General features: G+C 71.7%; 22 protein-coding genes. 11 read left to right on the top strand and 11 right to left on the bottom strand.

The window, feature by feature from the left end:
• Positions 1–14: 14 nt before the first annotated feature.
• Genes OG379_RS30680 through OG379_RS30670 form a run of 3 tightly spaced genes read right to left on the bottom strand, consistent with a single transcriptional unit; the run spans position 15 to position 2491 of the window.
• Positions 15–968: an alpha/beta fold hydrolase gene (locus OG379_RS30680; protein ID WP_405666232.1), complete on the bottom strand. Its 954-nt coding sequence runs from the start codon at positions 966–968 to the stop codon at positions 15–17.
• Between the two features lie 18 nt (positions 969–986).
• Positions 987–2261: a beta-ketoacyl-[acyl-carrier-protein] synthase family protein gene (locus OG379_RS30675; protein WP_405666230.1), complete on the bottom strand. Its 1275-nt coding sequence runs from the start codon at positions 2259–2261 to the stop codon at positions 987–989.
• The gene (locus OG379_RS30670; protein WP_362940736.1) at positions 2258–2491 is read right to left on the bottom strand and encodes an acyl carrier protein; all 234 of its coding nucleotides are present in this window, start codon (positions 2489–2491) and stop codon (positions 2258–2260) included. Before OG379_RS30670 ends, OG379_RS30675 begins: the two co-directional genes overlap by 4 nt.
• A gap of 218 nt (positions 2492–2709) precedes the next feature.
• On the opposite strand from OG379_RS30670, the gene OG379_RS30665 reads away from it, so the two are divergent.
• From OG379_RS30665 to OG379_RS30645, 5 genes are all read left to right on the top strand, one after another.
• On the top strand, positions 2710–3174 hold the full coding sequence (locus OG379_RS30665; protein ID WP_405666228.1) for a nitroreductase family deazaflavin-dependent oxidoreductase: 465 nt from the start codon (positions 2710–2712) through the stop codon (positions 3172–3174).
• Positions 3175–3249: 75 nt separating this feature from the next.
• The gene (locus OG379_RS30660; RefSeq protein ID WP_405666227.1) at positions 3250–3981 is read left to right on the top strand and encodes a nitroreductase family protein; all 732 of its coding nucleotides are present in this window, start codon (positions 3250–3252) and stop codon (positions 3979–3981) included.
• Between the two features lie 215 nt (positions 3982–4196).
• Positions 4197–5741: a peptidoglycan-binding protein gene (locus OG379_RS30655; protein WP_405666226.1), complete on the top strand. Its 1545-nt coding sequence runs from the start codon at positions 4197–4199 to the stop codon at positions 5739–5741.
• A 178-nt stretch (positions 5742–5919) separates the two neighbouring features.
• A complete protein-coding gene (locus OG379_RS30650; protein ID WP_405666225.1) occupies positions 5920–6342 on the top strand; it encodes a DUF3291 domain-containing protein in 423 nt (140 codons plus the stop codon).
• 60 nt (positions 6343–6402) lie between these two features.
• Complete coding sequence (locus tag OG379_RS30645) at positions 6403–7236, top strand: DUF3626 domain-containing protein (protein WP_405666224.1); 834 nt, start codon at positions 6403–6405, stop codon at positions 7234–7236.
• Between the two features lie 209 nt (positions 7237–7445).
• On the opposite strand, the gene OG379_RS30640 is transcribed toward OG379_RS30645, so the two are convergent.
• The 6 genes from OG379_RS30640 to OG379_RS30615 form a co-directional block, all read right to left on the bottom strand.
• Complete coding sequence (locus OG379_RS30640) at positions 7446–11090, bottom strand: S8 family serine peptidase (RefSeq protein ID WP_405668709.1); 3645 nt, start codon at positions 11088–11090, stop codon at positions 7446–7448.
• Positions 11091–11297: 207 nt separating this feature from the next.
• Positions 11298–12437, bottom strand: a complete 1140-nt coding sequence (locus OG379_RS30635) for an XdhC family protein (protein ID WP_405666222.1) — start codon at positions 12435–12437, stop codon at positions 11298–11300.
• 41 nt (positions 12438–12478) lie between these two features.
• The gene (locus OG379_RS30630) at positions 12479–13936 is read right to left on the bottom strand and encodes an NCS2 family permease (RefSeq protein WP_405666220.1); all 1458 of its coding nucleotides are present in this window, start codon (positions 13934–13936) and stop codon (positions 12479–12481) included.
• A 214-nt stretch (positions 13937–14150) separates the two neighbouring features.
• Positions 14151–16568: a xanthine dehydrogenase subunit D gene (gene pucD, locus OG379_RS30625; protein ID WP_393765408.1), complete on the bottom strand. Its 2418-nt coding sequence runs from the start codon at positions 16566–16568 to the stop codon at positions 14151–14153.
• Between the two features lie 2 nt (positions 16569–16570).
• A complete protein-coding gene (locus OG379_RS30620; RefSeq protein ID WP_393765406.1) occupies positions 16571–17167 on the bottom strand; it encodes a (2Fe-2S)-binding protein in 597 nt (198 codons plus the stop codon).
• A 2-nt stretch (positions 17168–17169) separates the two neighbouring features.
• Positions 17170–18060, bottom strand: coding sequence for a xanthine dehydrogenase family protein subunit M (locus tag OG379_RS30615; RefSeq protein ID WP_104784529.1), 891 nt, complete (start codon positions 18058–18060; stop codon positions 17170–17172).
• Positions 18061–18330: 270 nt separating this feature from the next.
• Between OG379_RS30615 and OG379_RS30610 the strand changes: the two genes are divergently transcribed.
• On the top strand, positions 18331–20046 hold the full coding sequence (locus tag OG379_RS30610; RefSeq protein ID WP_405666219.1) for a PucR family transcriptional regulator: 1716 nt from the start codon (positions 18331–18333) through the stop codon (positions 20044–20046).
• 194 nt (positions 20047–20240) lie between these two features.
• Positions 20241–21026, top strand: coding sequence for a hypothetical protein (locus OG379_RS30605; RefSeq protein WP_405666218.1), 786 nt, complete (start codon positions 20241–20243; stop codon positions 21024–21026).
• 26 nt (positions 21027–21052) lie between these two features.
• Here the strand turns inward: OG379_RS30605 and OG379_RS30600 are convergent, their stop codons facing one another.
• Positions 21053–21799, bottom strand: a complete 747-nt coding sequence (locus OG379_RS30600; protein WP_405666217.1) for a GntR family transcriptional regulator — start codon at positions 21797–21799, stop codon at positions 21053–21055.
• A gap of 146 nt (positions 21800–21945) precedes the next feature.
• Between OG379_RS30600 and OG379_RS30595 the strand changes: the two genes are divergently transcribed.
• Together OG379_RS30595 and OG379_RS30590 are read left to right on the top strand one after the other, a co-directional pair.
• Complete coding sequence (locus OG379_RS30595; RefSeq protein WP_405666216.1) at positions 21946–22794, top strand: (2Fe-2S)-binding protein; 849 nt, start codon at positions 21946–21948, stop codon at positions 22792–22794.
• A gap of 205 nt (positions 22795–22999) precedes the next feature.
• The gene (locus OG379_RS30590; protein ID WP_405666215.1) at positions 23000–24079 is read left to right on the top strand and encodes a DUF2637 domain-containing protein; all 1080 of its coding nucleotides are present in this window, start codon (positions 23000–23002) and stop codon (positions 24077–24079) included.
• A 3-nt stretch (positions 24080–24082) separates the two neighbouring features.
• On the opposite strand, the gene OG379_RS30585 is transcribed toward OG379_RS30590, so the two are convergent.
• A complete protein-coding gene (locus OG379_RS30585; protein ID WP_405666214.1) occupies positions 24083–24508 on the bottom strand; it encodes an ATP-binding protein in 426 nt (141 codons plus the stop codon).
• A gap of 237 nt (positions 24509–24745) precedes the next feature.
• Between OG379_RS30585 and OG379_RS30580 the strand changes: the two genes are divergently transcribed.
• Together OG379_RS30580 and OG379_RS30575 are read left to right on the top strand one after the other, a co-directional pair.
• Entirely contained in the window at positions 24746–25144 is a 399-nt protein-coding gene (locus OG379_RS30580) for a ribonuclease domain-containing protein (protein ID WP_405666213.1), read from the top strand.
• A 97-nt stretch (positions 25145–25241) separates the two neighbouring features.
• Complete coding sequence (locus tag OG379_RS30575) at positions 25242–25631, top strand: barstar family protein (protein ID WP_405666212.1); 390 nt, start codon at positions 25242–25244, stop codon at positions 25629–25631.
• Positions 25632–25766: the final 135 nt, after the last annotated feature.

Below are 25766 nucleotides of genomic sequence, written 5' to 3'. Positions count from 1 at the left end.
CGCCACCACGGGGCTCACCGCGGTGCGTACGAACCGGGCTCCTGAGGAGGTACGGGTGCGGATTCCGGCGGTACGGCCTCGCCGGCGCGTGCCTGGTGCGGGAGCCGGGCCGTCAGCGGTTCGAGCGGCCGGTCCGTGAAGAAGCGGGTCACGAGGGCGGCGACCTCGTCGGACCGCTCCAGCACGACCCAGTGGTCGGATTCCGGGAGGGTGAGGAAGCGGCTCCCCTCGATCGTCCCCGCGAACTCCCGCTGGAGCTCCGGCGAGGTCACCGTGTCGTGCTCCCCGGCGAAGACCAGGGCCGGCACTCCCGACAGACCGCCGGAGAAGTCCGGCCGGTCCCCCAGCGCCCGCCGCAACGAGTCCGCGGCGTGCTCCGAGTGGGCGAGCGCGTGCAGGAAGGAGCGCCGCACATAACGCCGGGCGAGCTCCCTGCGGTGCACGGGGCGCTCCGGGTCCAGGCACATCAGCCCGTCGGCGGCCAGCGTCGCGAAGCCCTCCGCGTCCCCTTCGGCCAGGGCCTGCGTCGCCCGTCGCCAGTGGATCCGCCGGTCCTCACCGATGTGGGTGGGTACGCCGCCGAGGACCAGCCGGGCGATGCGCCCCGGAGCGTGCCGCGCGCAGCCGAAGGCGATGGCGGCGCCGTAGGAGAAGCCGAAGAGGTTGATCCGGGAGGCGCCCAGGTCGTCGATGATCCCGGTGACCGCCGCGCGCAGGACCGGGGCGCTGGGGCCGGGCGGCAGGGGGTCGGCGGAGCCCATGCCCGGCAGGTCGGCCGTCACCACGTCGGCCACCGGCCCCAGATGGTCGTCCATCTGCGGCCAGCCGAACATGCCCTGCAGCGCCCCGCCGATCACGAGGACCGGTTCGGTGACGTGGGCTCCGCCCGCGGCCGGATCACGGGGCAGGAGGCGATAGCCGTAACGCAGTCCGTCCACGGTGAGGGACCGGATGATCTCCTCGGGCATGGTGCTCCTCGCTTCCCGTCAGGCCCTGGTGAGCACGAGCGCCGCGTTGTGGCCGCCGAAGCCGAGCGAGGTCTTGACGGCACAGTCGAACACGGCGCGCCGGGCCTCCTTGCTCACCACCTCGACGGGGATCGCCGGGTCGGGGGCGTCGAGGTTGCCGGTCGGGGGGACGAGCTGGTGCTGGAGCGCCAGCACGGTCAGCGCGGTCTCGATGCCGCCCGCGGCGCCCAGGGTGTGCCCGGTCATGGCCTTCGTCGAGGTGACGAGGGGATGCTCGCCGAGTACGCGGCGCAGCATGGTCGCCTCGATGAGGTCGTTGGCGACGGTCGACGTCCCGTGGGCGTTGACATGGCCGACGTCGAAGGCGTCGATGCCTGCGTCGGCGAGCGCGGTGCGCAGGGCCCGCTCGATGCCGAGGCCGTCGGGGTCCGGGGCGACGGCGGAGTGGGCGTCGCTGGAGGCCCCGTAACCGGCGACCCGGGCGCGGACGGTGGCGCCCCGGGCCCGTGCGTGCTCCGGGTGCTCCATCACGAGGAGGCCGGCGCCCTCGCCGACGACGAAGCCGTCGCGGTGCGTGTCGAAGGGGCGGCAGGCGGCCTGGGGGTCGTCCCGGCGTGTGGAGACGGCCCGCATCTGGCAGGCGCTGGCGATCAGGAGCCGGGAGCGGACCGATTCGGCGCCGCCCGCGACGACGATGTCGCAGGCCCCGGTGCGGAGCATCTGGTGGGCCGTGCCGATGGCCACGGTGCCGGAGGAGCATGCCGTGGAGACGGCCTGGCTCGGGCCGTGCACACCCAGGTCCATGGCGACGCTGCTGGCGGCGCCGTTGACGACGCTCAGCGGGGCGAGCTTCGGTGAGACACGGCGCGCGCCGCGCTCGGTGAGGGTGGTGTGCTGCTCGTCGTAGAACGGCAGGCCGCCGTGGGCGGAGCCGATGACGACGGCGACCCGTCCGCTGTCCCAGACCGAGGGGTCGAGCCCCGCGTCCGCGACGGCCTCACGGGCGGCGACGACGGCGAGCTGCGAGAAGCGGTCCATCAGCCGCTGCGCGGCCACGCCCAGTGCGGCCCTCGTGTCCAGGGCGTCGACGGTGTACATGAAGTCGCAGGGCAGCCCGTCGAGTTCCGGCAGGTGCGGTACGGAGGGGGCGACCGCGGTGTCGCACACGCCGCGCCAGGCCTCCTCGACCCCCACCCCGGCAGCGGTGACCAGGCCGACGCCGGTGACGGCGGCGCTGAACGGCTCGATGCCCGGCCGGGCGGACCTGCGTGCGAACGGCCCGCGGCCTGTCACGCGCCCGCCTTGGTGCGCACGGCCGCGACCAGACTTCCCACGGTGTCGCGCGACGACAGGACGACGTCCTCCAGGTCGATGTCCATCCGGTCCTCGATGAGGAGCCGGAGCTCCTCCAGGGCGAGCGAGTCCAGCCTCAGCTGCCTGAGCGGCACCTCGGGCCGGATGGCATCCGGATCGGTTCCGAACCTGGTGACGAGCAAGGCGCTGATCTCTTCCGAGGTGCTCATGGGACGCTCCTCCGCTCTCGCTACGCGGTGACGCCGGCCGCGTGGGGGGTGAGATGGCCATCGGGGACGCCGGCTGCTCGGAGGGACCCTTTATACGCCTTCACGGCCGCGGTCCCCGACCCCGTTCCCCCGTGAGGAGGGGGGACGGCCAGGTGTGCGATTCCGGCGCGCCGCGGCGGCGGGTGACACCATGGGCACGGACGTACGGACACGAGGACATGACGGAGGACGAGGCAGCGGTGGAGACGGAGCGGAACGACGGTGCGGTCATGCCCAGCCCGGCCAAGTGGGTCGCGGCGCAGGCCGAGTTGTACGAGTCGTCGGGCGGCACGAAGGGCACCACGCAGCTCGGCGTGGACTGCCTGCTGCTGGACTACGTCGGCCGGCGCAGCGGCGCCGTCCGACGGACGGTGCTGATGTACGGGCGGGACGGCGACGACTGGCTGATCGTCGGTTCGAACGGCGGCTCGGACCGCCACCCCCTCTGGTACCTGAATCTGCTGGCCGACCCCGCGGTGGACGTACGGGTGGGCACGGAACGCTTCCCGGCCCTCGCCGAGACGCTCTCCCCCGAGGAGAAGGAGCGGGTGTGGCCCCATCTGGTGGAGGTCTTCCCCCGGTACGCCGAATACCGGGCGAAGACCTCCCGCGACATTCCGGTGGTCCGGCTCCGACGGCGCTGACCTGCGCGGGGCGAGGGAGGGAGGGCGCCCAACGGGACTGCCCCTTCCGGGGCTTGAGCCGTACACTCCGCGATCATGACCTTCGAAACGGTGTACGCGGACGCACCCGCCCCCGACGGGCCCGCCCTCTTCCCGACCATGTCCACCATGCGCGCCATGCGCCGCCTCAAGCCGGACGCCGTCCCGGACGAGACGCTCGACCAGCTCATACAGGCCGCCGTCTGGGGGCCGAGCGGCGGCAACATGCAGTGTTACGAGTACGTGGTCGTCACCGACCGCGCGGTGATGGCCGAGCTGGCCCCGCTCTGGAAGCGGTGCGTGGACGCCTACCTCGCGACGACCGGCAAGCACGCGCCGAAGGGCATGGACGACGCGGCGTACGGACGGATGGTGGCGGCGATCGAGCACCAGCGCGACCACTTCGCGGACACCCCCGCGCTGATCATCCCCTGCTACAAGTTCCCGGAGCCGGAGTTCGACGAGGAGGGTCTGGGGGTCTACGCCGAGTCGCTCGGCCCGGCGGGTCTCGAGCACATGGGGAACACGCAGACCCGGTTCCAGGCGCTCGCGGAGGGCTCCTGCGTCTATCCGGGTGTCCAGAACATCCTGCTCGCGGCGCGGGCGCTGGGGCTCGCGGCCAACCTCACCATCTGGCATCTGATGCTGGAGCAGGAGTGGAAGAAGGCCCTCGGGATCCCGTCGGACACGCACACCTTCGCCGCCATTCCGGTGGGGTGGCCCCAGGGCAACTTCGGGCCGGTCCGCCGCCGCCCGGTGGCGGACGTCGTCCACCGGAACCGCTGGTAACGACACCCGCGCGCCGTCACCCTCCGCAGGGGGGTGACGGCCCACCGGACGCCCCTCCGTGAGCGCCTCAACTCCATTGGAGTGAAAGGCATTTGGACACGCGGAGGTGTCATTGTCATGCCCTTGGCAGATGGATAGCCTGTGCGGACTCAGCGGCCCTCGGCCCACCCCCACGGGACCGGCGGCCCCCTCTCCCCCACAGACCTGGAGCAGGTATGCCCCGACGTCCCGCCGGCCACACCCGTGGCCGCGCAGCCGTTCTGGCCTCTCTCACCGTCACCGCACTCGTCGCCACGGGCCACCCGGCGGGCGCCGCTCCCGCGGACACGGACTCGATGAACCGGGCCTTCGAGCAGGCCGCCGAGGAGTACGACGTACCGCGCGACCTGCTCGCCGCCGTCGGCTACGGCGAGACGCACCTGAACGGGCACTCCGGCCGCCCCAGCCAGGACAACGGCTACGGCGTCATGCACCTCGTGAGCAACCCCGTCAACCACTCCCTCGAGCAGGCCGCCGCGCTGACGGGTGAGTCCGCGGCCGAGCTGCGCAAGGACACCGAGACCAACATCCTGGGCGGCGCGGCCGTGCTGCGGAGCCACGCCGACGCGCTCGGCCTGGACACGGCCGAACGGGCGGACATCGACGCCTGGTACCCGGCCGTGGCCCGCTACAGCGGCACCGACGGCGCCGTCGCCGCGCTCTACGCCGACACGGTCTACACCTTCCTGGCCCAGGGTCTGCGGGCCGCCGTCGCCGGGGGCGAACTGGTCACGGTCACCTCCCGCCCCGTCTCCCCCGAGAAGGGCCCCCTCGCGAAGGCCGACGTCACCGCCAAGAGCCCGGACTACCCCGCGGCGCTCTGGGTCGCCGCCAACTCCGCCAACTTCGCGGCGGGCCGCACGGCGACGGTGGACAAGGTCGTCATCCATGTCACGCAGGGCTCGTACGCAGGGACCATCAGCTGGTTCCAGAACGCGACGTCGAAGGTCAGCTCCCACTACGTGGTCCGCTCCTCGGACGGCCAGATCACCCAGATGGTGCGCGACTCGGACACCGCGTACCACGCCAAGAGCGCCAACGCCTCCTCGCTCGGCATCGAGCACGAGGGGTTCGTCGACGACTCGTCGTGGTTCACCGACACGATGTACCGCTCCTCGGCCGCGCTGACGACGTACCTGTGCGACCGGTACGGCATCCCCAAGGACCGGTCGCACATCATCGGGCACAGCGAGGCCCCCGGCAACGACCACACCGACCCGGGCGCCAACTGGAACTGGACCTACTACATGCAGCTCGTCGGCGGCTCCGGCAGCGGGGCCGACGGGCTGAGCTTCCCGTCGTACACGACCCAGAGGACGGGCTCGACGGGCACCCAGGTCAAGGCCGTCCAGACACTGCTCAACAAGCAGGGTTACGACGCGGGCACCGAGGACGGCATCTTCGGGGCGAAGACGGAGAGCGCCGTGCGGTTGTTCCAGACCGCCCGTGGTCTCGACTCCGACGGGGCGGTCGGCCCGAAGACCTGGACCGCGCTGCTCTCGGCCGGCACGACGCCGACGCTCGTCACGGGCGCCTCGGGCGAGGCGGTGAAGCGGCTCCAGCGGGCGCTGACCGCCGCGCTGGGCAGAACCGTGGCCGTCGACGGAGCCTTCGGTGCGAACACGGACAAGGCCGTCCGCGACTACCAGAGCGCGCGGAAGCTGTCGGTGGACGGCAGCGTCGGCCCGGACACCTGGAAGGCACTGCAGTCCGGACGCTGATCCCTCGAACCGGTCGCCCGCCGTACCGGTCGCCCGCCGCGCCGGACTTCCGGCGCGGCGGGCGACCGGCGGTCCGGCCCCGACATCTCGTACGCGCATTCCGGTGGCGTTGGAGAGTGCCACTCTCTAATATAGGAAGCAGACAGCACCACTATCTATATCGAAGGTGAGTAGTGCGATGCCGACTCTGCCGTGGGTCACCCCCCAGCCGCCTCCGTCCGAAGGCACGACCGTGGTCATGGCCTCGCGCTTCGAGGTCCGTTCCCTGCTCGACGTGCCGCGTTTCTTCCTGAAGTCGATGGTCGCGTGGAAGCAGGTCCGGTCCGCGCCGGGCGCCTTCGGCGCCTCGCTCGTCGCCCAGCCGGCGAAGCGGGTGTTCTTCACGCTCTCGGCGTGGGAGAGCCGCGACGCGCTCTACGCCTTCGCGAGGACGGAGCCGCACCGCGGCATCATGACCGCCCTCAAGCCCACGATGCGCTCCTCCACGTTCACCTTCTGGGAGGCGCCGGTAGGACAGCTGCCGATCACATGGGACGAGGCGAAGCGGCGCATCGAGGAACAGTGGGAAACGGACGCCGCCGGCGTGGGAGACGCGGCCTGAGGCGGCCTACCGCCGGCGAATCCGCTGCACCCCCAGCCGGCGTCCGTGCATCATGGGCCGATGAGCGCCGACATCCCGCAGCCCTGGGCGCGCGCCCTGCGGCATGTGGCGTCACTGTCCGCAGGGCCGCCCCTGGATCCCTCCCTGCGCGTGACGCTGAATTTCCACCCCGACCGCGTCAGCGGTGGACGCACCGTCCTGGAACGACTTGCCGAGGATGGTGTGTACGTCTCCCAGTTCGTCACGGGCACCAGCAACGGCGGTCTCACCGCGCACCCGGGCGGTGACCGGTGGCGCTGGGAGAGCCGGATCTTCGGCGGCGCCTACGACGGCGCGAGCGCCCAGGAGCGGCCCGTCTACGGCGCGCTGAATTTCCGCCGCTCCCCGTACGGCGCGGCGCCCCGCTTCGGCTCCGCCCATATCCGGCTGGGAGCAGAGGCGTTGGGGCGGTCCACGTTCTGCTACCCGGACAGTTTCATGGAGCCGGGCGACTTCGGCGTGGTCACGACCGGCGGCGGTGTCGTCGCGCTCGCCGCGGCCGACGACCGCGACGCCCTGGACGACTACGTCGAGGCTCAGGTACACCGGCCGGTCCGCCTCGACCGGGATGTCGAGGCGGTCGTCCTGGACCCGTGTCACGAGGGTACGGAGACGGAGACCGCTGCGAAGGCGCTGCCCTTCCCCGTGGAGTGGCACAGCGGATTCCGGCTCTCCGTGGACGAGTTGGCTCGCCATCCGGAGTACCGGGGCCCCGCGTATGTCGAGTTGGGCCGCGCTCTCGCCGTCGGCGGATTCCTCGACCCCCTGGTCCTCGGCGAGGCCGCCCGTACCGGTGCGCACGATGCGCAGGACCTCAAGCGGGTGTGGCACCTGCTGGCACGCTTCGGCCGGTGAGTTCATCACCCTCGGCGATCTCGACGACGCTCGGCCAGGACAAGCGGCCGCCCCGGTGGTCGTACGCGACCGGGCCGGCGGGTTCCATGAGGTGCCCCCCATCCCCCGAGGGGTGCGGGGGGCCGACACTGAGAACGAGGTGGTCCCGCGCTCCTCGCAGGAGCGCGGGACCACCTCGTCCAGGTGTCTCAGCAGGTGAGTTCAGGAGGTCACTTCAGGCCGAAGGCCTTGATGATCTCCTGGTCGACAGCCAGGCCGCCGGGGCCCTCGGCGTGCGCCTTGAGCGAGACGGAGCCCGCGTGCTTCGGCGTCCTGAGCTTCGCCGTCCACTCGCCCGACGAGTCCTTGCGCAGCTCAGCCTTGCTCCAGGTCTTGCCCTCGTCGTAGCTGACCGACAGCGAGGCCCTGGTCGCCTTCACGGCGCCGTCCAGCCAGGCCTGCGTGCCTGCCTCGAGGCCGACCTCGACCTGCTTGCCGGCCTTGACGTCGCCCGCCAGGTCGGTGTCCACGTCGTAGCCGAGCTGGAGCAGGGGGATGTCGGCCTGCTGCGTGCCCTCGGGCAGAGCGCCTGAGACGAAGCCCCACTCGGTGTGCGTCCGCGTCGAGGTCTTCCACGTGGCCTCGTCGCGCACCGAGTCGATGACCAGGCGGTACGGCACCTTCTCAGCCGACAGGTCCCCCGCATAGCCGGCCCGGCCCGCACCCTTCTTGATCAGGGTGTCTCCCTGGTAGAAGGCGTAGGACGTGGTGTCGTACTCGTCCGCCATCGAACCGGAGTGGCCCTCGCCCGAGTCGGTCCACGGCGTGATGTTGAACTGCATGTCGTTGTACGCGGTCCGGAACGGACCCCAGTAGGCGGTACCGAGACGGGGGCCGGTCACCGGGGCGAACCAGTCGGCGCGGTAGGTCCGGCCCGCCGTGTAGTCGAGATCGCCGCTGCGCATCTCGTGCGCACGGTCGGAGGCGTCGGCATTCAGGACCGAGTGGTTCTCGTACCAGAAGGAGTCACCGGGAAGCGGGTTGACCCACTCGGTGCGGGTACCCGGGAACTTCTCGTACTCCTCGAAGCCGAGGCCCGGACCGTAGTCCGGGATGTCGTAGCGGTAGCCGCCGCCGAGCATCGCCTTGTGACCGTAGAAGGTGTTCTCCACCTTCGCGAGCCTGCCGGTCGACGGGGCGAAGGTCAGTGAGCGGTCCGGGATGGTGCCGTCGTGACGGTCCGCCAGGTCGTAGATGTAGGAGGCGAACTTCCTCTGGTCGACGGAGAGCGTCCTGCCGCGCTGGGCCGCCTTGATCAGCGTCTCGCCCGCGATCCTCTGGACCGAGGCCACCGGGATGGTGGTCTCCTCGCCGTACGGCACGTAGCTCTCCAGCGCGACTCCACGGCCGTCGTTGACGACGAAGAGCGCCTTCGCGCCAGCCGCGAGCGCGTTGGCCAGCCGCTCGGCGGGCGGGACGGTGTCACTGCGGGTGACGACGACGGCCTTGCCCTTGACGCTGCGGCCCTTGTAGTCGGCCGCGGCTCCGTTGCCGGCGAAGACGCCGGTGAGCTTCTGCTCGCTGTCCTCGGCGACGAGCGAGCCGTTCTGCACCGTGACGGGCACGTCGTGACCGTCGGCCGTCAGGTCGAGGAGCTCCTCGCCCTGGCGCCAGCGGGTGAGGAAGCTGAAGCTGCCCTGGGTGACCTTCTTCGTCGGGCTGACCCACAGCTGGTCGTAGGTCAGCGGGATCTGGAACGCGTCTCGCTGGACGACGCCGTCGGGCGAGGTGCGGGCCATGTCGTACCGCAGCTGCCGGGTCTCGGTCTCCTTGGGCGTGCGCACGGCGACCTTGCGGGCCTTCGACGCGTCCAGGGTGACCGTGGTGGGCTTGTCCAGGATGGTCTCGGGGGCCGCGAGGAAGGCGACGGCCTTGGAGTCCGCGCGGTCACCGTCGATGTCCGCGGAGGTCCAGGCGGTGTAGTTGCCCGGGGGCAGCCGCAGGGTGGTGTCGCCCTGGACCGCCACGACGCCCAGGTCGGGGTCGCCGAGCTGAGCGATGACGACGTTGCCGTCCATCGGCTCACCGGACCGGTCGCGGAGCTGCAGCTTCAGGTCGTAGAGCTCCTGCTCCTTGTTCATGGCGAAGCCGGTGTGCGCGACGGTCGTGCCGGCCGCGTCCCGGGCGATGACCTGGCCGGAGAACTGCGTGTCGTTCGGGACCGCGGAGGGATCCAGCGACAGCACCACGTCGGCGGTGGAGCCCGCCGGGACGGTCAGGGTGGACGCGGAGAGCGTGTACGCCTGGGAGTCCGTGCCGGTCGCCAGGTTCAGCGTGACGTCGTTGTCACCCGTGTTGCGGTAGGTGATCGTGCGCTCGGCGACCGGGTCGGACGCGGCGTGGGGCCAGTCGTACGACGCGACCTCGACGGAGCCGGTGGCCTCGATGGTCGTGTCGATCGCGGCCTTCACGTCGAGGCGGCCGGTGCCCTGCTCGTACGGCGTGTGGCCGGGCAGCTCCTTGGAGGAGGTCATCAGCGCGTCCTTGATACGCCGGCCGGACCAGTCGGGGTGACGCTGCTTGAGGATGGCCGCGGCGCCCGCGACGTGCGGGGTGGCCATCGACGTACCCGACATCGACTGGTACATGCCCTCGATGCCGGGCACCGACTGGGAGGCGGCGGCGTTGATGTCGACGCCGGGCGCGGAGAGGTCCGGCTTCAGGCCGTAGGAGCGGACGAGCGGGCCCATGGAGGAGAAGTCGGCGCGGTTGTCGCTCTTGTCGACGGCAGCGATGGTGAGCGCGCTCGCGGCGGAACCGGGCGATCCGATGGTGCCCGCGCCGTACGCGTTGCCCGCGGCGATCACGAACAGCGGGCCGCCGTCGGCGGACAGCGCGTTCACGGCCTGTGCCATCGGGTCGGTGCCGTCGTCCGGGATGCTGGATCCGAGGCTCATGGAGACGACGTCGGCGCCTTCGGCCTTCGCCCACTCCATGGCCTCGATGATGCCGGAGTCCGCGCCGGATCCCTCGTCGCTCAGGACCTTGCCGACGATCAGGTCGGCGCCCGGGGCCACACCCTTGTTGACGCCGTCCGACGCCGCGCCCGAACCCGCGATGGTGGAGGCGACGTGCGTGCCGTGGCCGTTCCTGTCGACGACCTCCTCACCGGGGATGAAGCTCCTGGACTGCGTGACGCGGTCCTTGACGTCCGGGTGCGTCGCGTCGATACCGGTGTCGAGGACGGCGACCGTGGTGCCCTTGCCGTCGTACCCGGCGGCCCAGGCCTGCGGGGCGTTGACCTGCGGCACGGAGTCCTTGAGCGCCGCCTCGGCCTTGCCGTCGAGCCACAGCTTGGCGATGCCGTTGTCCAGCGAACGGCTCTTCTGCGTACGGGAGATGTCGCTCCAGAAGGCGCGCGCGTCGTCCTTGTCGGTCTTCAGCGCAGCACCGTTCACCGACTCGAGCCGGCGGACCGTCTCGCTGCCGCGCGGGGCGGCGGGCAGCGAACGCGCCGTGCTCGCGGGGTAGGTGGCGATCAGCGGGATACCACCGGAACGCGCGTCGTCGTAGCCCATGTCGACGAGCGTCGAGATGTTGAACAGCCGCCGGTCCAGCTTGTCGGCGGCGATGAGGGCGCTCGCCTCGTCGGGGATGACGAAGATGTCCTCCCCGGCCTGCTGCACGTGCACGCCGCCCTGCGCACCGTCGGGGCGGTCGACGGTGACGGTGTCCTGGCCGCCCACGCCGTCCGCGTAGTGGACGACGTCACCGGTGACCAGCGTGATGTCGTAGTCGCGGGCCTCGGATCCTTGACGGTCCTCGGCGGTCGACGGCTTCGGGGCGGCGGTGGCGGAACCCGCTGCGGGAAGCATGGCGCCGCTCACCAGGGCGACCGAGGTCGCTATGAGCAGAGCCCTGCGTCCCGCGCGAGCGGGTCTCGCCCGGCCGGAAACGGAGGAGAGGGAAAATGTCATGCAGCTGATCTACCGGTAAATCCGGGGCTGCGGACGGCTTCTCCCCTGGCGTGAAACCGCCGTGGCGGCAACCCGCCCGCCGTGAGCGGCTGACGAACGTCCGGATCAGGCCACCGACACCAGCGGCGTGCCGCTCTCGTGGTGGATCGGGGTGTGGGCGCCCTTCAGCGGCAGGCCACTGCCGCCGCGCCGCTCCGCGACGATCTCGGCGGCGATGGACAGGGCCGTCTCCTCCGGGGTGCGGGCTCCGAGGTCCAGCCCGATCGGCGAGTGGAGCGCGGCCAGTCGGCGCTCGCTGACGCCGGCCTCCCGCAGCCGCTCGTTGCGCTCCAGGTGGGTGCGGCGCGAGCCCATCGCGCCGACGTAGGCGACCGGCAGCCGCAACGCCAGTTCCAGCAGCGGGATGTCGAACTTGGCGTCGTGCGTGAGGACACAGAGCACCGTGCGCGCGTCCACCTCGGTGGTGGCGAGATAGCGGTGCGGCCAGTCGACGACGATCTCGTCGGCGTCGGGGAAGCGGGCGGCCGTGGCGAAGACGGGGCGGGCGTCGCAGACGGTGACGCGGTACCCGAGGAAACGCCCGGCCCGCACAAGGGCGGCGGCGAAGTCGATGGCACCGAAGACGATCATCCGGGGCGGCGGAACGCTCGATTCGACGAGCAGGGTGACCGGGCTGCCGCAGCGGGACCCCTCGGCGCCGATGACGATCTCTCCCGTACGGCCCGCGTCGAGCATCGCGCCGGCCTCGGCAGCGGCCGTACGGTCCAGCTCGGGATCCCCGCCGAGCCCGCCCTCGCGGGTACCGTCGGGGTGGACGAGCAGGGGCCGGCCGATGAGGTCGTCCGGCCCTTCGGTGACGCGGGCGACCGCGGCGGCCCGGCCCTCCGCCGCGGCGGCGAGCGCGGCGGCGAACACCGGGCGCGCGGGGTCGTCCGCGCGCACCGGTGTCACCAGGATGTCGATGACGCCGCCGCAGGTCAGGCCGACCGCGAAGGCGTCGTCGTCGCTGTAGCCGAAGCGCTCGCGCACGGTGGCGCCGTCCTCGATCGCCTGCCGGCACAGCTCGTACACCGCGCCCTCCACACACCCGCCGGAGACCGAACCGATGGCGGTGCCGTCGCTGTCCACGGCGAGGGCGGCGCCCGGCTGCCGCGGCGCGCTGCCGCCGACGGCCACCACGGTGGCCACGGCGAACGCGCGTCCCTGCCCGACCCACCGGTGGAGCTCCTCGGCGATGTCCAGCATGGCGTGTCTCCTTCTGACTGAGGTGGGGGGCGCGGCGGGGGTCAGCTGACGCCCAGCCAGCTCTCGATGGGGTGCAGGGCGAAGTACACGATGAAGACCAGCGTCAGGACCCACATGAAGACGCCTACCTCGCGGGCCCTGCCCTGGGCGAGCTTGATGGCGGAGTACGAGATGACACCCGCGGCGACACCGGTGGTGATGGTGTATGTGAACGGCATCAGGACCACGGTGAGGAAGACCGGTACGGCCACCGACCGGTCCGCCCAGTCCACGTGCCGGGCGTTCTGCATCATCATGGCGCCGATGACCACCAGCGCGGCGGCGGCCACCTCGGCCGGCACGATCGCCGTGAGCGGGGTGAAGAAGAGGCAGGCCGCGAAGAAGAGCCCGGTGACGACGGAGGCGAGCCCCGTGCGGGCACCCTCCCCGACCCCGGTGGCGGACTCGACGAAGACGGTCTGGCCCGAGCCACCGGCGACACCGCCGATGGCACCGCCCGCGCCGTCGATGAACAGCGCCTTCGACAGGCCCGGCATGCGGCCCTTGTCGTCGGCGAGGTTCGCCTCGGTGCCGACACCGATGATGGTGGCCATGGCGTCGAAGAAGCCCGCCAGGACGAGGGTGAAGACGATCATGCCGACCGTCAGCACCCCGACGTCGCCCCAGCCGCCGAACTCGACGTCCCCGAGGAGCGAGAAGTCCGGCGAGGAGACGGCGCTTCCGCTCAGCTCCGGCGGGCCGCTGCTCCAGGCCTTGGGGTCGATGTCACCGACGGCGTTGACGACGATCGCGATGACGGTTCCGACGACGATGCCGATGAGGATCGCTCCGGGGACGTTCCGCGCCTGCAACATGAAGATGAGCAGCAGGGTCGCGGCGAAGATGAGCACCGGCCACCCGGTCAGCGCACCGGTGGGGCCGAGCGACAGCGGGGTCGCCACGCCTTGGTGGACGAATCCGGCCTTGACGAGGCCGATGAGGGCGATGAAGAGCCCGATCCCGATGGTGATGCCGTGCTTCAGCGCGAGCGGGATCGCATTCATGATCATCTCGCGGAGCCCGGTGACCACCAGGAGGCAGATGATCACACCGTAGATCACGCACATCCCCATGGCCTGCTGCCAGGTCATGGCCGGCGCGACCTGTGAGGCGAGCACCCCGGAGACGCTGAGGCCGGCGGCGAGCGCGAGAGGCACCTTGCCGATGAAGCCCATCAGCAGGGTGGTGGCCGCCGCGGCGAGCGCGGTGGCGGTGATCAGCCCGGACTGGCCGAGAAGCTGACCGTCGACGTCCTTGCCGCCGAGGATGAGCGGGTTGAGCAGGAGGATGTACGCCATGGCCATGAAGGTCGTGACGCCGCCGCGCACCTCGCGCGCGACGGTCGATCCCCGTTCGGATATGTGGAAGTACCTGTCGAGCCAGGACCGTCCGGCGGGGACACGCGAGCCGGGGCCCGCGTCCTCCGCGCTCGTCCTGGGTTCCACGGACTGCTGGGTCATGTTGCCTGACTCCCAAGGTTCACAGGGGCACCCGCGTGGAGCTCTGGAGACTGCGGGATTTGGGATGACTGCGAGGCGCACGACCCGGGGGACGGCCCGAGACGAACTCTTCGTGCAGATGGAGCGGTTGTGCGATGGCTCCGGACGGTGCGCGGCGCGGGGAAGTGTGACGTTCACGGCAGGCACGCACCGCCCGGAGGGTCTTGACGAGCCGTCAGCTGCCGGTGATGTGCTCGGGGCGCACCGGCGTCCTGTTCAGCTCCAGTCCCGTCGCGTTCCGGATCGCCGCGAGGACGGCCGGGGTGGACGAGAGGGTCGGGGCCTCGCCGATGCCGCGCAGCCCGTACGGGGCGTGGTCGTCGGCGAGTTCGAGCACGTCGACCGGGATGGTCGGGGTGTCGAGGATGGTGGGGATCAGATAGTCGGTGAAGGAGGGGTTGCGCACCTTCGCCGTCTTCGGGTCGACGATGATCTCCTCCATGACGGCGACACCCAGCCCCTGGGTGGTGCCGCCCTGGATCTGGCCGACGACCGACAGCGGGTTGAGCGCCTTGCCGACGTCCTGGGCGCACGCGAGCTCGATGACCTTGACCAGGCCGAGTTCGGTGTCGACCTCCACGACCGCGCGGTGCGCGGCGAAGGAGTACTGGACATGGCCGTTGCCCTGTCCGGTGCGCAGGTCGAAGGGTTCGGTGGGCCGGTGGCGCCACTCCAGCTCGACGTCGACCGCCTCGTCCTCCAGCACGTCGGCCAGCGCGGCGAGCACCTCGCCGCCGTCGGTGACGACCTTGCCGCCTTCGAGGAGGAGTTCGGCGGTGGCCCAGGCGGGGTGGTACGTGCCGAACTTGCGGCGGCCGATCTCCAGGACCTGTTCCCGGACGGCCTCGCAGGAGTTCTTCACCGCGCCACCGGTGACGTACGTCTGCCGTGAGGCGGAGGTGGATCCGGCCGAGCCGACCTGGGTGTCCGCCGGGTGGATGGTCACCTGGTTGACGCCCAGTTCGGTGCGGGCGATCTGGGCGTGGACGGTGACCCCGCCCTGCCCGACCTCGGCCATCGCGGTGTGCACGGTGGCGACCGGTTCGCCGTTGATGACCTCCATCCGCACCCGGGCGGTGGAGTAGTCGTCGAAGCCCTCGGAGAAGCCGACGTTCTTCAGCCCGACGGCGTAACCGACGCCGCGCACCACCCCCTCGCCGTGGGTCGTGTTGGACAGCCCGCCGGGAAGGGCGCGTACGTCGACGGAGCTGCCCTCGGCGTCGGCCGAGAGCCACTGCTGCTCGGGCGGCAGGGGCCTCGCCTTGACACGGCGGAGCAGTTCGGCGACCGGAGCCGGTGAGTCGACGCGCTGGCCGGTGGGGAGCAGGGTGCCCTGCTCCATGGCGTTCAGCTGCCGGAGTTCGACCGGGTCCATGTCCAGGGCGGCGGCGAGCTTGTCCATCTGCGCCTCGTAGGCGAAGCACGCCTGGACCGCGCCGAAGCCGCGCATGGCGCCGCAGGGCGGGTTGTTGGAGTAGAGGGCGATCGCCTCGATGTCGACGTCCTCGATGACGTACGGTCCGACCGCGAGCGAGGAGGCGTTGCCGACGACGGCCGGGGACGCGGAGGCGTAGGCGCCGCCGTCCAGCACGATCCGGCACTTCATGTGGGTGAGCTTGCCGTCCTTGGTGGCCCCGTGCTCGTAGTGGAGCTTCGCGGGGTGGCGGTGGACGTGGCCGAAGAAGGACTCGAAGCGGTTGTAGACCATCTTGACGGGCTTGCCGGTGCGCAGCGCCAGCAAGCAGGCGTGGATCTGCATCGACAGGTCCTCGCGTCCGCCGAAGGCGCCGCCGACGCCGGAGAGCGTCATCCGGACCTTCTCCTCGGGGAGGCCGAGGACGGGGGCGATCTGCTTGAGGTCGGAGTGCAGCCACTGGGTGGCGACGTACAGCTCGACGCCGCCGTCCTCGGACGGCACGGCGAGGCCGGACTCCGGGCCGAGGAAGGCCTGGTCCTGCATGCCGAAGACGTAGTCGCCGGTGACGATCACGTCGGCCCGCGCGGCGGCGGCGTCCGCGTCACCGCGGACGATGGGCTGGCGGTGGACGATGTTGGGGTGCGGGACGTGCCCGATGTGGTGGTCGTCGCGGCCCTCGTGGACCAGGATCGCGTCGGGGGCCGTCGCGGACGCCTCGTCCGTGATCACGGGAAGTTCGGCGTAGTCGATCTTGATCTTGGCGGCGGCGCGGCGCGCGGTCTCGGGGTGGTCGGCGGCGACGAGGGCCACGGGTTCGCCGTGGTGGCGGACCTTTCCGTGGGCGAGCACGGGGGTGTCCTGGATCTCCAGCCCGTAGTTCTTCATCGCCGCGGGCAGGTCGTCGTAGGTCAGGACGGCGTACACACCGGGGGTGGCGACGGCCTCGCCGATGTCGATGGATCGGATCTCGGCGTGCGCGACGGTGGAGCGGAGCGTGTGGCCCCACAGCATGTCCTCGTGCCACATGTCGGAGGAGTACGCGAACTCACCGGTGACCTTGAGCGTGCCGTCGGGGCGCAGGGTGGACTCGCCGATGCCGCCCCGGGTCTCGGAGCCCTGGGTGATCCTGGTGGGGGTGCCGGCCGGTACGGACGCGGCTCGTGGGTGCAGCGTCATGGCTATCGGACCGCCTCTTCCTGACGGGCGGCCGCGAGGCGGACCGCGTCGAGGATCTTCTCGTAACCGGTGCACCGGCAGAGGTTTCCGGAGAGCGCCTCGCGGATGTCCTGGTCGGACGGGGAGGGCTGCTTCTCGAGCAGCTCGTCGGCGGCCACCAGCAGACCGGGGGTGCAGAAGCCGCACTGCACGGCGCCCGCGTCGATGAACGCCTGCTGGACAGGGGAGAGTTCCTCCGCCTCGGCGCTCTGCCCGTCGGTGGGCCTGGCCTGCCACCGCTGGGCTGCGTCCAGCGAGGTGCCGCAGCTGCCGGCGGCGCAGCCGGTGCCGGGGTGGGCGTCGTCGCGGTGCCTCGCGTAGTCCGCCAGGCCCTCGACGGTGACGATCTCGCGGCCCTCCGCCTGACCGGCGGCGACGAGACAGGAACAGACCGGCACGCCGTCGAGGCGCACCGTGCAGGAGCCGCACTCACCCTGCTCGCAGGCGTTCTTGGAACCGGGGAGGCCCATGCGCTCGCGCAGGACGTACAGGAGCGACTCGCCCTCCCAGACGTCGTCGGCTTCCTGCTTCCGGCCGTTGACCGTGAAATTCACTCGCATGGTTAAGCAGCTCCTTCGAGGGTGCGTCCCGCTCCGCGGTACTGCTCCCAGGTCCAGCCCAGCGTGCGGCGGGCCATGATGCCGACGGCGTGCCTGCGGTAGGCGGCGGTGCCCCGTACGTCGTCGATGGGGTTGCAGGCCCCGGCGGCGAGCTGGGCGAACTGCTTGGCCACGGACGGGGTGATGATCTTTCCGCTCTCCCAGAACCCGCCTTCCTCCAGCGCGGCGTTCAGGAACGCCTCCGCCTCCTTCGCCCGGACCGGGGTCGGGGCGGCGGAGCCGATGCCGGTGCGCACGGTCCGGGTCTCCGGGTGGAGCGCGAGGCCGAAGGCGCAGACAGCGATGACCATCGCGTTTCGGGTGCCGACCTTGGAGTACTGCTGCGGGCCGTCGGCCTTCTTGATGTGGACGGCCCGGATCAGCTCGTCCGGGGCGAGGGCGTTGCGCTTGACGCCGGTGTAGAAGTCGTCGATCGGGATCATCCGCGTCCCCCGTACGGACGCGGCTTCGACCTCGGCTCCCGCGGCGAGCAGCGCCGGGTGGGCGTCGCCGGCGGGCGAGGCGGTCCCCAGGTTGCCGCCGACGCCGCCCCGGTTGCGGATCTGGGGCGAGGCGACGGTGTGCGAGGCGAGGGCGAGACCGGGCAGCTCGGCCCGCAGGTGGTCCATGACGGCGCTGTACGGCACGGAGGCGCCGAGGCGTACGGCGTCAGGGCCCACCTGCCACTCGGACAGCTCACCGATGCGGTTGAGGTCCATGAGGTACTCGGGCCGCCGGTGGTCGAAGTTGATCTCGACCATCACGTCGGTTCCACCCGCGATGGGCACAGCCGTCGGGTGCTCGGCCTTGGCGGCGAGCGCCTCCTCCCAGCTGGCGGGGCGAAGGAAGTCCATGAGTGGCTCTCTTCTTCTCAATCGGGTCGTTCGGCTGGGCTGGGGACGGCCGGCCCTGGACGGGTCGTTCATGTGTTGTTCACGCGTTGTGTGGCCCAGTACACAAGCCTTGCTCCACTCGGTGCAGTCACCGAAACCATGAAGGAATTGGCTGGTCCCCGTCCCGGTCTTGTAGATTCGAACGAATGGCGGGTATCGGTAACCTCACCGCAATTCACAGGTGACCTCCGCCCTCCCCCGCACCAACGAAGAGATCGGCGGCAATCGACGATGCGGCTGCGCGCACTGCTGGACACCGAGGTACTGGGCCTGCGGCTGCTCGGCGGCGAGGACGAGCTGGACCGTTCGGTCCGGGGCGTCATGACGACCGACCTGCGCGACCCCAGCCGCTATCTCTCGGGCGGTGAGCTGGTCCTCACGGGTCTGGCGTGGCGCCGGGACGCGTCGGACACGGAACCGTTCGTACGGATCCTGGCGAACGCGGGCGTGGCAGGCCTGGCCGCGGGTGAGGCGGAGCTCGGGGCCGTCCCCGACGATCTGGTCGAGGCGTGTCTGCGGCACCGGCTCCCGCTCTTCGCGGTCGACGAGACGGTTGCGTTCGCGACGATCACCGAGCACGTGGTGCGCCAGGTCTCCGGGGAGCGTGCCGGTGACCTCGCCGCGGTCGTCGACCGCCACCGAAGGCTCATGACCTCGGGCCCCGCGGGCGGCGGTCCCGAGGTGGTCCTCGACCTGCTCACCTCCGACCTGGACCTGCGCGCCTGGGTACTGTCCCCGACGGGCCGGCAGATCGCCGGGGCCGGTGAGCCCCTGCCACCGCGCGTCGGCGCGGAGCTGGCGGGCCGGCATCTGGCGGCGACCCGCACCGGACGCCCGGGGCCGCACCGCGCCGAGGTGGACGGCACCGCCTACTCGCTGTTCCCGATCCGGAACACCGGCCGGGGAGCCCTGCCCGCCCCGTCCCGCGATGTGCGCGAGTCCGTGCTCTCGGACTGGCTGCTGGCCGTGGCGGCGGACTCCGGCGACTGGCCTGCGGCCCGCCTGGACCTGCTCCAGGGCGTCACCCAGCTGATCGCCGTCGAGCGGGACCGCCGCGACGCCGCCCGCGCCGTACGCCGCAGGCTCGCCCAGGAGGTCCTGGAGCTGGTCCAGACGGGCGCCGCCCCGGCCGAGATCGCGGCGAGGCTGCGGGTGGCCGCCCCGGTACTTCTGCCGGGCCTCGGCACGGCGCCGCACTGGCAGGTCGTGGTGGCCCGGGTCGAGTGGTCGGCCGGGGACACGGAGCCGACGGGCGGCCAGGCCGCGCAGGCCCTGCTGGAGGAGATCCTGGTCGACCCGGCGGTGACGGGCCCCGACTCGGCGGACCGGATCGCCGTGGCACACACCGGTGAGGAGGCGATCGCCCTCGTCCCGCTGACGGCGCTCCCTCCGGCGGGGGCCGACGGGTCCGACGCGTCCGGGGACTCCGAGGATCCGGAGCGGCACGACACCGCGCTCCACGCCGACGCCCTGCTCGACACGGTCCGCGCGCCGCTCTCGGCCGGCCTCGCGGACGACGGGCGCCTGACACTGGGTGTCAGCGCCGCCGTGCATTCCGCCGAGGGGCTGCGCGGAGCGCTGGAGGAGGCCCGTCACGCCCGCCGGGTCGCCGCGGCCCGGCCGGGCCCGGTCTGCGCGGCGGGCCACCACGAGCTCGCCTCGCACGTCCTGCTGCTGCCGTTCGTCCCGGACGACGTGCGCCGCGCCTTCACCGCCCGGCTCCTCGACCCGCTGCGCGACTACGACCGGCGGCACCGCGCGGAGCTGATCGAGACGCTGGAGGCCTTCCTGGACTGCGACGGGTCCTGGACCCGCTGCGCGGCCCGGCTGCATCTGCACGTCAACACACTGCGCTATCGCGTCGGACGTATCGAGCAGTTGACGGGACGTGACCTTTCGCGCCTGGAGGACAAGCTCGACTTCTTCCTCGCCCTGCGTATGAGCTGACTTCGCGGGCGTATCACCGCCCTGCCGGGCTCCAGGTGATTGTGAAATCTTTCACCTGACATTGATCCCACCCCTTGGCCCGGCGTGCCATTCCGTGCTGAGATGCGCGCAGACCCTGGCCGACCCCGGCGCTCGCCGGCCGGCCTCCACAGCTCGATGGCGCGCTCGGGGAGGGCAACGTGGCGCATACCGCCATGTCTGGTTCCGGAACGACCGCAGATGACGATCCGCCGCTCCAGACCGCGGTATGGCGGCTGCGCTCACGAGCCTGCTGGACGGACGCGGCCGCGCTGCTCGAACCCCGGGCGGCCACCGACCCCGCGGCAGCCCTCCAGCGGACCTCGCTGCTGACGGAGCGGTGCCTCTACACCGGCATCGGATGGACGGACGCCGAGGACGCGCTGCGCACCGCGGAGGCGCTCGCCCAGGACGACTCCGAGCGCGGGGCGGCCGCCTGCGAGCGCGGCTATCTCGCCTACGCCTCGACCCTGCTGGGGGCACGCGACCGGGCCGACGAGGCCAGCGTGGCGCTCAGCAGAGCCGCCGCCCTGCTCTCCCCCTCGGCCGCCGGGCGCCCCCTGCTGGACTTCCGCCGGGGCCTGATCGCCCAGAACATCGCCGATTCCCCCCAGTCCGCCCGCGCCGCCTACCGCAGGGCGCACGCCGGTGCCACGGCCCGGGGCGACGAACTCCTGCTCTCCTTCACCTGGCGGCACCTCGCCTCGCTCGCCCTGGGCGAGGGGGAGCTGGCGGAGGCGCGGCACGGCTTCGCGGAGTCGCTGCGGATAAGGGAGGAGCTGGGCTATCTCGTGGGCACGGCTCCGGCGCTCATCTCCCTCGCCGACGCCGAGCCCGAACCCGAGGCGGCGGCCCGGCTGCGCGCCGAGGCGGGCCGGCTGTTCCGGCTGCTCGGCGGCGTACCGACCTGGCTCGCGCCCCGGCTGGAACCGCCGTCCCCGGAGGCCGTCGAGGCGAACTGAGCGCCTGCGCGGACGTCCGCGCCGTTTCAGACGTCCGCGCCGTTGAAGTGTTCACGCACGAGGGACTGCACCACCGTGAGGTCCCGGGCGATGAGCGCGTCCAGCAGCGCCGTGTGCTCAGAGGCATCGGCGAGGAGGTCGGCCCGGCGGCCCGCGGGGCTGTCGACCAGGGGCCACTGGGACCGGCGGTGCAGGTCGTCGGCGACCGCGACGAGCTGCTGGTTGCCCGACAGCGCGAGCACGGCGCCGTGGAAGGCACGGTCGCTCTCGGCGTACGCCGCCCGGTCACCGACGGCGGCCGCCGCGACCGTGGCGTCGGCCAGCGGCCGCAGCGCGCACCAGCCGGACGCGGGGACGGCGCGGGCGAGCCGCAGCATGACGGGCACTTCGATCAGGGCGCGCACCTCGGCGAGCTCCGCCAGCTCGCGGGGCCCCCGCTCGCTGACCCGGAAACCGCGGTTCGGCACGACCTCGACGGCACCCTCGACGGCCAGCTGCTGCATCGCCTCGCGCACCGGGGTGGCGGACACGCCGAAGCGGGCGCCGAGCGCCGGGGCGGAGTAGACCTCCCCGGGGGCCAGCTCCCCGCCGACCAGCGCTGCGCGCAGGGCGTCCAGGATCTGGCCGCGCACGGAGTGCCGCTGGACCACGCGGGGCGCGGGCGGCTCGCTGTGGGTGTGCTCGCCGCGCGCCTGCTCGGGCACGCGCCCGCCCTGCGGGGTGCCCGCGGACGCGTACGGCCGCACGTTCTCACGCGCTCTGCCCTGCTCCACCGGACCCTCCTCCACCCACTGCCGGGCCGACTCGCGCGCGTCCGGCCCCTTGTGCACGATAGGCGGAGCGGGCCTCAGTTCAAACACCGATCAGTTCGGGTAAGGTAAGGCTTACCTGCAAAAGATCGTGATTCGGTGGTCCCTGAATGACCGTGCCCGCTCTGCTCGCCGCCACCGCCCCGTCCCCGCTGACGGCGGCGTACGAACGTCTGGCCGAGGTCTTCCCCGGACTGCGCGCCGAGGTGCTCACCGACGACGACCTGGCCCCCGCGGACAACGGCTGGGTCGGCGCCTCCGAGCTGGCGGCGGGCGGCGCCGCACTGGACGCCTTCCTGGCCTGGGACGAGGCGCAGGTGCTGCGGGACTACGGCACCCGAGCGCGCCCCGACGTGATCGCGAGCTTCGGACTCCACCGCTACGCCTGGCCGGCCTGCCTCCTGGTGACCCTGCCGTGGTTCACACACCGGCGGGTGCCGCGGATCCCCGTCGCGGACGTCTCCTTCCACCGGGGCCTGGGCCATCTGACCCTGCGGGTGAGCGAGTTCGCCTGTCTGCCCGACGACCCGGCGGCAGGACTGCCCGGTGCCCGGGTCGTCGCGGACGAGTCGGCGCTCCGGGCCGAGGTCCTCGACTCCGTGGCCCAGCACCTCGGTCCGGTGCTGGACGGCTTCCGGCCACGCATGCGGCGCGGGAAGCGGGCCCTGTGGGGCATGGCGACCGACGAGATCGTCGAGGGCCTCTGGTACATCGCCCATCTGCTCGGCGAGGAGAGCCGGGCGATGAGGGAGCTGGAGCTGCTGCTGCCGGGCACCACCAAGCCGTACGTGGGCACGGCCGGCTTCCGTGAACTGACGGGCCCCGACGGCGAATCACTCCCGACGCGCGACCGCGCCAGCTGCTGCCTCTTCTACACACTGCGGCCCGAGGACACCTGCGTGACCTGCCCGCGCACCTGCGACGCCGACCGCGTCCGGAAGCTCACCGCCGCCGTCTGAACCACGCGGAAGCCTCGCCGTACCCGGACGAGGGACTTGAATTCGAACTCAACTCGGCTTTACCGCGCGGGTGTTCGGCTGAATTCCCCCCATAGGGAGGGCGCGCGAACCCAATGACGTCCGCTAGTCCCGAAAGCGGCTGGGAGAGACGTCATTTCCGCCAGAATGGCGCTCGAAACGTCCTACGTGACACAAGGGACCGCGCATGAGATTGACCGACATCTCGCTTGACTGGTTGCTTCCGGGCGCCGTACTGCTCGTGGGAGTTCTGGCGGCGGTGACGGTGGTCGCGCGCGGCAAGCGCGCCGCCGAGAAAGCCACGGCCGACGACAGCTGGGAACGCAGCGAGGAACGCCGCAGGCGCAAGGAAGCGCTCTACGCGACCGCCTCGTACGTCCTGCTGTTCTGCTGCGCCGCTGTCGCCGCCGCACTCTCCTTCCACGGGCTCGTCGGCTTCGGCCGGCAGAACCTCAGCCTCTCCGGAGGGTGGGAGTACCTCGTTCCGTTCGGCCTCGACGGGGCCGCGATGTTCTGTTCCGTGCTCGCGGTACGCGAAGCCAGCCACGGTGATGCCGCGTTGGGCTCCAGGCTGCTGGTGTGGACGTTCGCCTGTGCTGCCGCGTGGTTCAACTGGGTGCACGCGCCACGTGGCATGGAGCACGCCGGTGCCCCGCACTTCTTCGCGGGGATGTCCCTCTCGGCCGCAGTGCTGTTCGACCGGGCGCTGAAGCAGACCCGGCGGGCGGCACTGCGCGAACAGGGCCTGGTGCCCCGCCCGCTGCCGCAGATCCGGATCGTACGGTGGCTGCGCGCCCCCAGGGAGACCTTCGGCGCCTGGTCGCTGATGCTCCTCGAGGGCGTACGCACCCTGGACGAGGCGGTGGACGACGTCCGCGAGGACCGTCAGGAGAAGGAGCAGAACCGGCACCGCAGGAGGGACCAGGCCAAGCTGGACCGGGCCCACATCAAGGCACTGAACCGGCAGAACCGGGTCTGGGGGCGTGGCAGCCGGGCGGGCCGCCAGGTGGACGTCCAGGCCCTCATTCCCGCACCGGGCGGCCCCGCGGCCGTGGAACCCCCCATGACGGAACCGGGCCAGCTGCCTCTTCGCCCCCGGCCGTCCCTCCAAGCCGTGAACGGCGCTGCCCCCAGGGGCGCTTCGGCACAGACAACCGGCGGTGACCCCCCGGCCGTCGACCTCACGGCCGAGGACGACACCCAGGCCCTGCCCCGGCTCGATTCGCTGGAGCAGAAACTGAAGGACCTGGAGCAGCAGTTCGGCTGAGCGTCAGGACGTCCCGGCGTGCAGCTCGAACCAGACCACCTTGCCCAGCGCCTGTGTCACGACGCCCCAGGAGTCCGCCAGGCTCTGGACGAGGAGCAGCCCCCTTCCGTGCGTACCGTCGTCGGCGTTCGGCACGTACGGCGCGGGCTCCTGCCCCGTCAAGAAGTCGCGTACCTCGACCCGCAGTCGCGCGGGCGCCGAGGTGACCGTGACAACGGCGCCGTTCCTCGTGTGGATGAGGGCGTTCGTCACCAGCTCGCTGAGCAGCAGCTCCGCCACCTCCGTCTCCTCCGGCCGCCTGCGACAGCGCAGGAATTCCCTGAGCGCGGCACGCGTCTCTCCCACGGCCGAGAGGTCGGCGTGCCCGAGTCTGCGGTACAGCCGCACCGGCGGGCTCTCCCGTCGCTTCGTCGCTTCCCCCGTACGCACCCTGAATCGGCCTCCCTGGATTCCGTCTCATGACGTCATGTCTCGAACGGCGTCACGGGATGCATGCCCCACAGGGCCGCCGTCACTCGTCCTGAGGCGTCAACATATGAACGGGCGGTCACGCAACCCCCGGCGGACGGCCGACTCGTTACGTTTTCGTACTCACCGTTAACTTCCCAAAAATTCACTCGTGTTGGCGTTGACGGATGGGGATCTACGCGCGTCATCATGGTGGACATGCGAATCCCCCCACGGATCACCACGCTCGGCGGCGTCGCCGCCCTCCTGTCCGTCCTCTTCGCCGGCGGGCCCGTCACCGCATCCGCCGCGACGGCTCCCTCGACCGCCGCGGTCGGCAGCGTCTGCTACTCCGCGATGCCGTCCCAGGCCCACGACACACTCGACCTCATCGACGCGGGCGGCCCGTTCCCGTACGAGCAGGACGGCACCGTCTTCCAGAACAGGGAAGCCCTGCTGCCCGGTCAGAGCACGGGTTACTACCACGAGTACACGGTCATCACGCCCGGCTCCTCGGACCGCGGCGCCCGCCGGATCGTGACGGGCGAAGAGGTCGAGGAGGACTACTACACCGCGGACCACTACGAGTCCTTCGACCTGGTCGACCACGACTGCTGAGCCGTACACCCACGGACCGGTCCGCGCCGCAGTCCCCCACCTGCGGCGCGGACCATCGGACCGGCGTCGGGAGAGTCCTCGCTTGTACGCTCGGCGCATGACCGTGACCTATGTGATCGACGGCTCCCGGATCAGCGGCCTCGACGGCTTCTGGGATGCGGTCGGCGAGGCGGTGAACGGCCCCGGCGGTTACTTCGGCCGTGGTCTCGACGCATTCGCGGACTGCCTCGGCGGCGGTTTCGGCACGCCGGACGACGGTTCCTTCGTGATCGAGTGGCACGACCACGCCCGCTCCGCCCGCGCCCTGGGCCACGAGGAGACCGCCCGCCGGCTGGCCGGTCTGCTCCCCCGGGTCCACCCCACCAACAGGGCTCGCGTCGAGCGGGAACTGGCCGAGGCCCGGGCGGGCCGGGGCCCGACGCTCTTCGACCAGCTGGTCGACATCATCAGGGAGCGGACCGGGCCCGGGACCCTACGGCTGATGTGAGCCCGTGGCGTCCCCGCCCCGCCCCACCCACGGCGTTGCCCCCGGTCCGCCGGTGGCCGTCACCGGACCGTCACCGGCGGAAGGGGTCAGTCGCATGCCCTCGGATTACCGAGGCCGCCCGGCGCTTCCGCACCC

The organism is Streptomyces sp. NBC_01166, from assembly GCF_045039765.1.
Classification (GTDB): Bacteria; Actinomycetota; Actinomycetes; order Streptomycetales; family Streptomycetaceae; genus Streptomyces.
Note: the sequence above shows the minus strand (reverse complement) of the source record. Positions and strands in the feature narration are given on the sequence as shown.

Excerpts from the sequence above, each read along its gene's own strand:
- OG379_RS30680 (WP_405666232.1), bottom strand. The coding sequence starts at position 968 with ATGCCCGAGGAGATCATCCGGTCCCTCACCGTGGACGGACTGCGTTAC.
- OG379_RS30670 (WP_362940736.1), bottom strand. The coding sequence starts at position 2,491 with ATGAGCACCTCGGAAGAGATCAGCGCCTTGCTCGTCACCAGGTTCGGA.
- OG379_RS30665 (WP_405666228.1), top strand. The coding sequence starts at position 2,710 with ATGACGGAGGACGAGGCAGCGGTGGAGACGGAGCGGAACGACGGTGCG.
- OG379_RS30660 (WP_405666227.1), top strand. The coding sequence starts at position 3,250 with ATGACCTTCGAAACGGTGTACGCGGACGCACCCGCCCCCGACGGGCCC.
- OG379_RS30655 (WP_405666226.1), top strand. The coding sequence starts at position 4,197 with ATGCCCCGACGTCCCGCCGGCCACACCCGTGGCCGCGCAGCCGTTCTG.
- OG379_RS30650 (WP_405666225.1), top strand. The coding sequence starts at position 5,920 with ATGCCGACTCTGCCGTGGGTCACCCCCCAGCCGCCTCCGTCCGAAGGC.
- OG379_RS30645 (WP_405666224.1), top strand. The coding sequence starts at position 6,403 with ATGAGCGCCGACATCCCGCAGCCCTGGGCGCGCGCCCTGCGGCATGTG.
- OG379_RS30640 (WP_405668709.1), bottom strand. The coding sequence starts at position 11,090 with ATGCTTCCCGCAGCGGGTTCCGCCACCGCCGCCCCGAAGCCGTCGACC.
- OG379_RS30635 (WP_405666222.1), bottom strand. The coding sequence starts at position 12,437 with ATGCTGGACATCGCCGAGGAGCTCCACCGGTGGGTCGGGCAGGGACGC.
- OG379_RS30630 (WP_405666220.1), bottom strand. The coding sequence starts at position 13,936 with ATGACCCAGCAGTCCGTGGAACCCAGGACGAGCGCGGAGGACGCGGGC.
- pucD (WP_393765408.1), bottom strand. The coding sequence starts at position 16,568 with ATGACGCTGCACCCACGAGCCGCGTCCGTACCGGCCGGCACCCCCACC.
- OG379_RS30620 (WP_393765406.1), bottom strand. The coding sequence starts at position 17,167 with ATGCGAGTGAATTTCACGGTCAACGGCCGGAAGCAGGAAGCCGACGAC.
- OG379_RS30615 (WP_104784529.1), bottom strand. The coding sequence starts at position 18,060 with ATGGACTTCCTTCGCCCCGCCAGCTGGGAGGAGGCGCTCGCCGCCAAG.
- OG379_RS30610 (WP_405666219.1), top strand. The coding sequence starts at position 18,331 with ATGCGGCTGCGCGCACTGCTGGACACCGAGGTACTGGGCCTGCGGCTG.
- OG379_RS30605 (WP_405666218.1), top strand. The coding sequence starts at position 20,241 with ATGTCTGGTTCCGGAACGACCGCAGATGACGATCCGCCGCTCCAGACC.
- OG379_RS30595 (WP_405666216.1), top strand. The coding sequence starts at position 21,946 with ATGACCGTGCCCGCTCTGCTCGCCGCCACCGCCCCGTCCCCGCTGACG.
- OG379_RS30590 (WP_405666215.1), top strand. The coding sequence starts at position 23,000 with ATGAGATTGACCGACATCTCGCTTGACTGGTTGCTTCCGGGCGCCGTA.
- OG379_RS30580 (WP_405666213.1), top strand. The coding sequence starts at position 24,746 with ATGCGAATCCCCCCACGGATCACCACGCTCGGCGGCGTCGCCGCCCTC.
- OG379_RS30575 (WP_405666212.1), top strand. The coding sequence starts at position 25,242 with ATGACCGTGACCTATGTGATCGACGGCTCCCGGATCAGCGGCCTCGAC.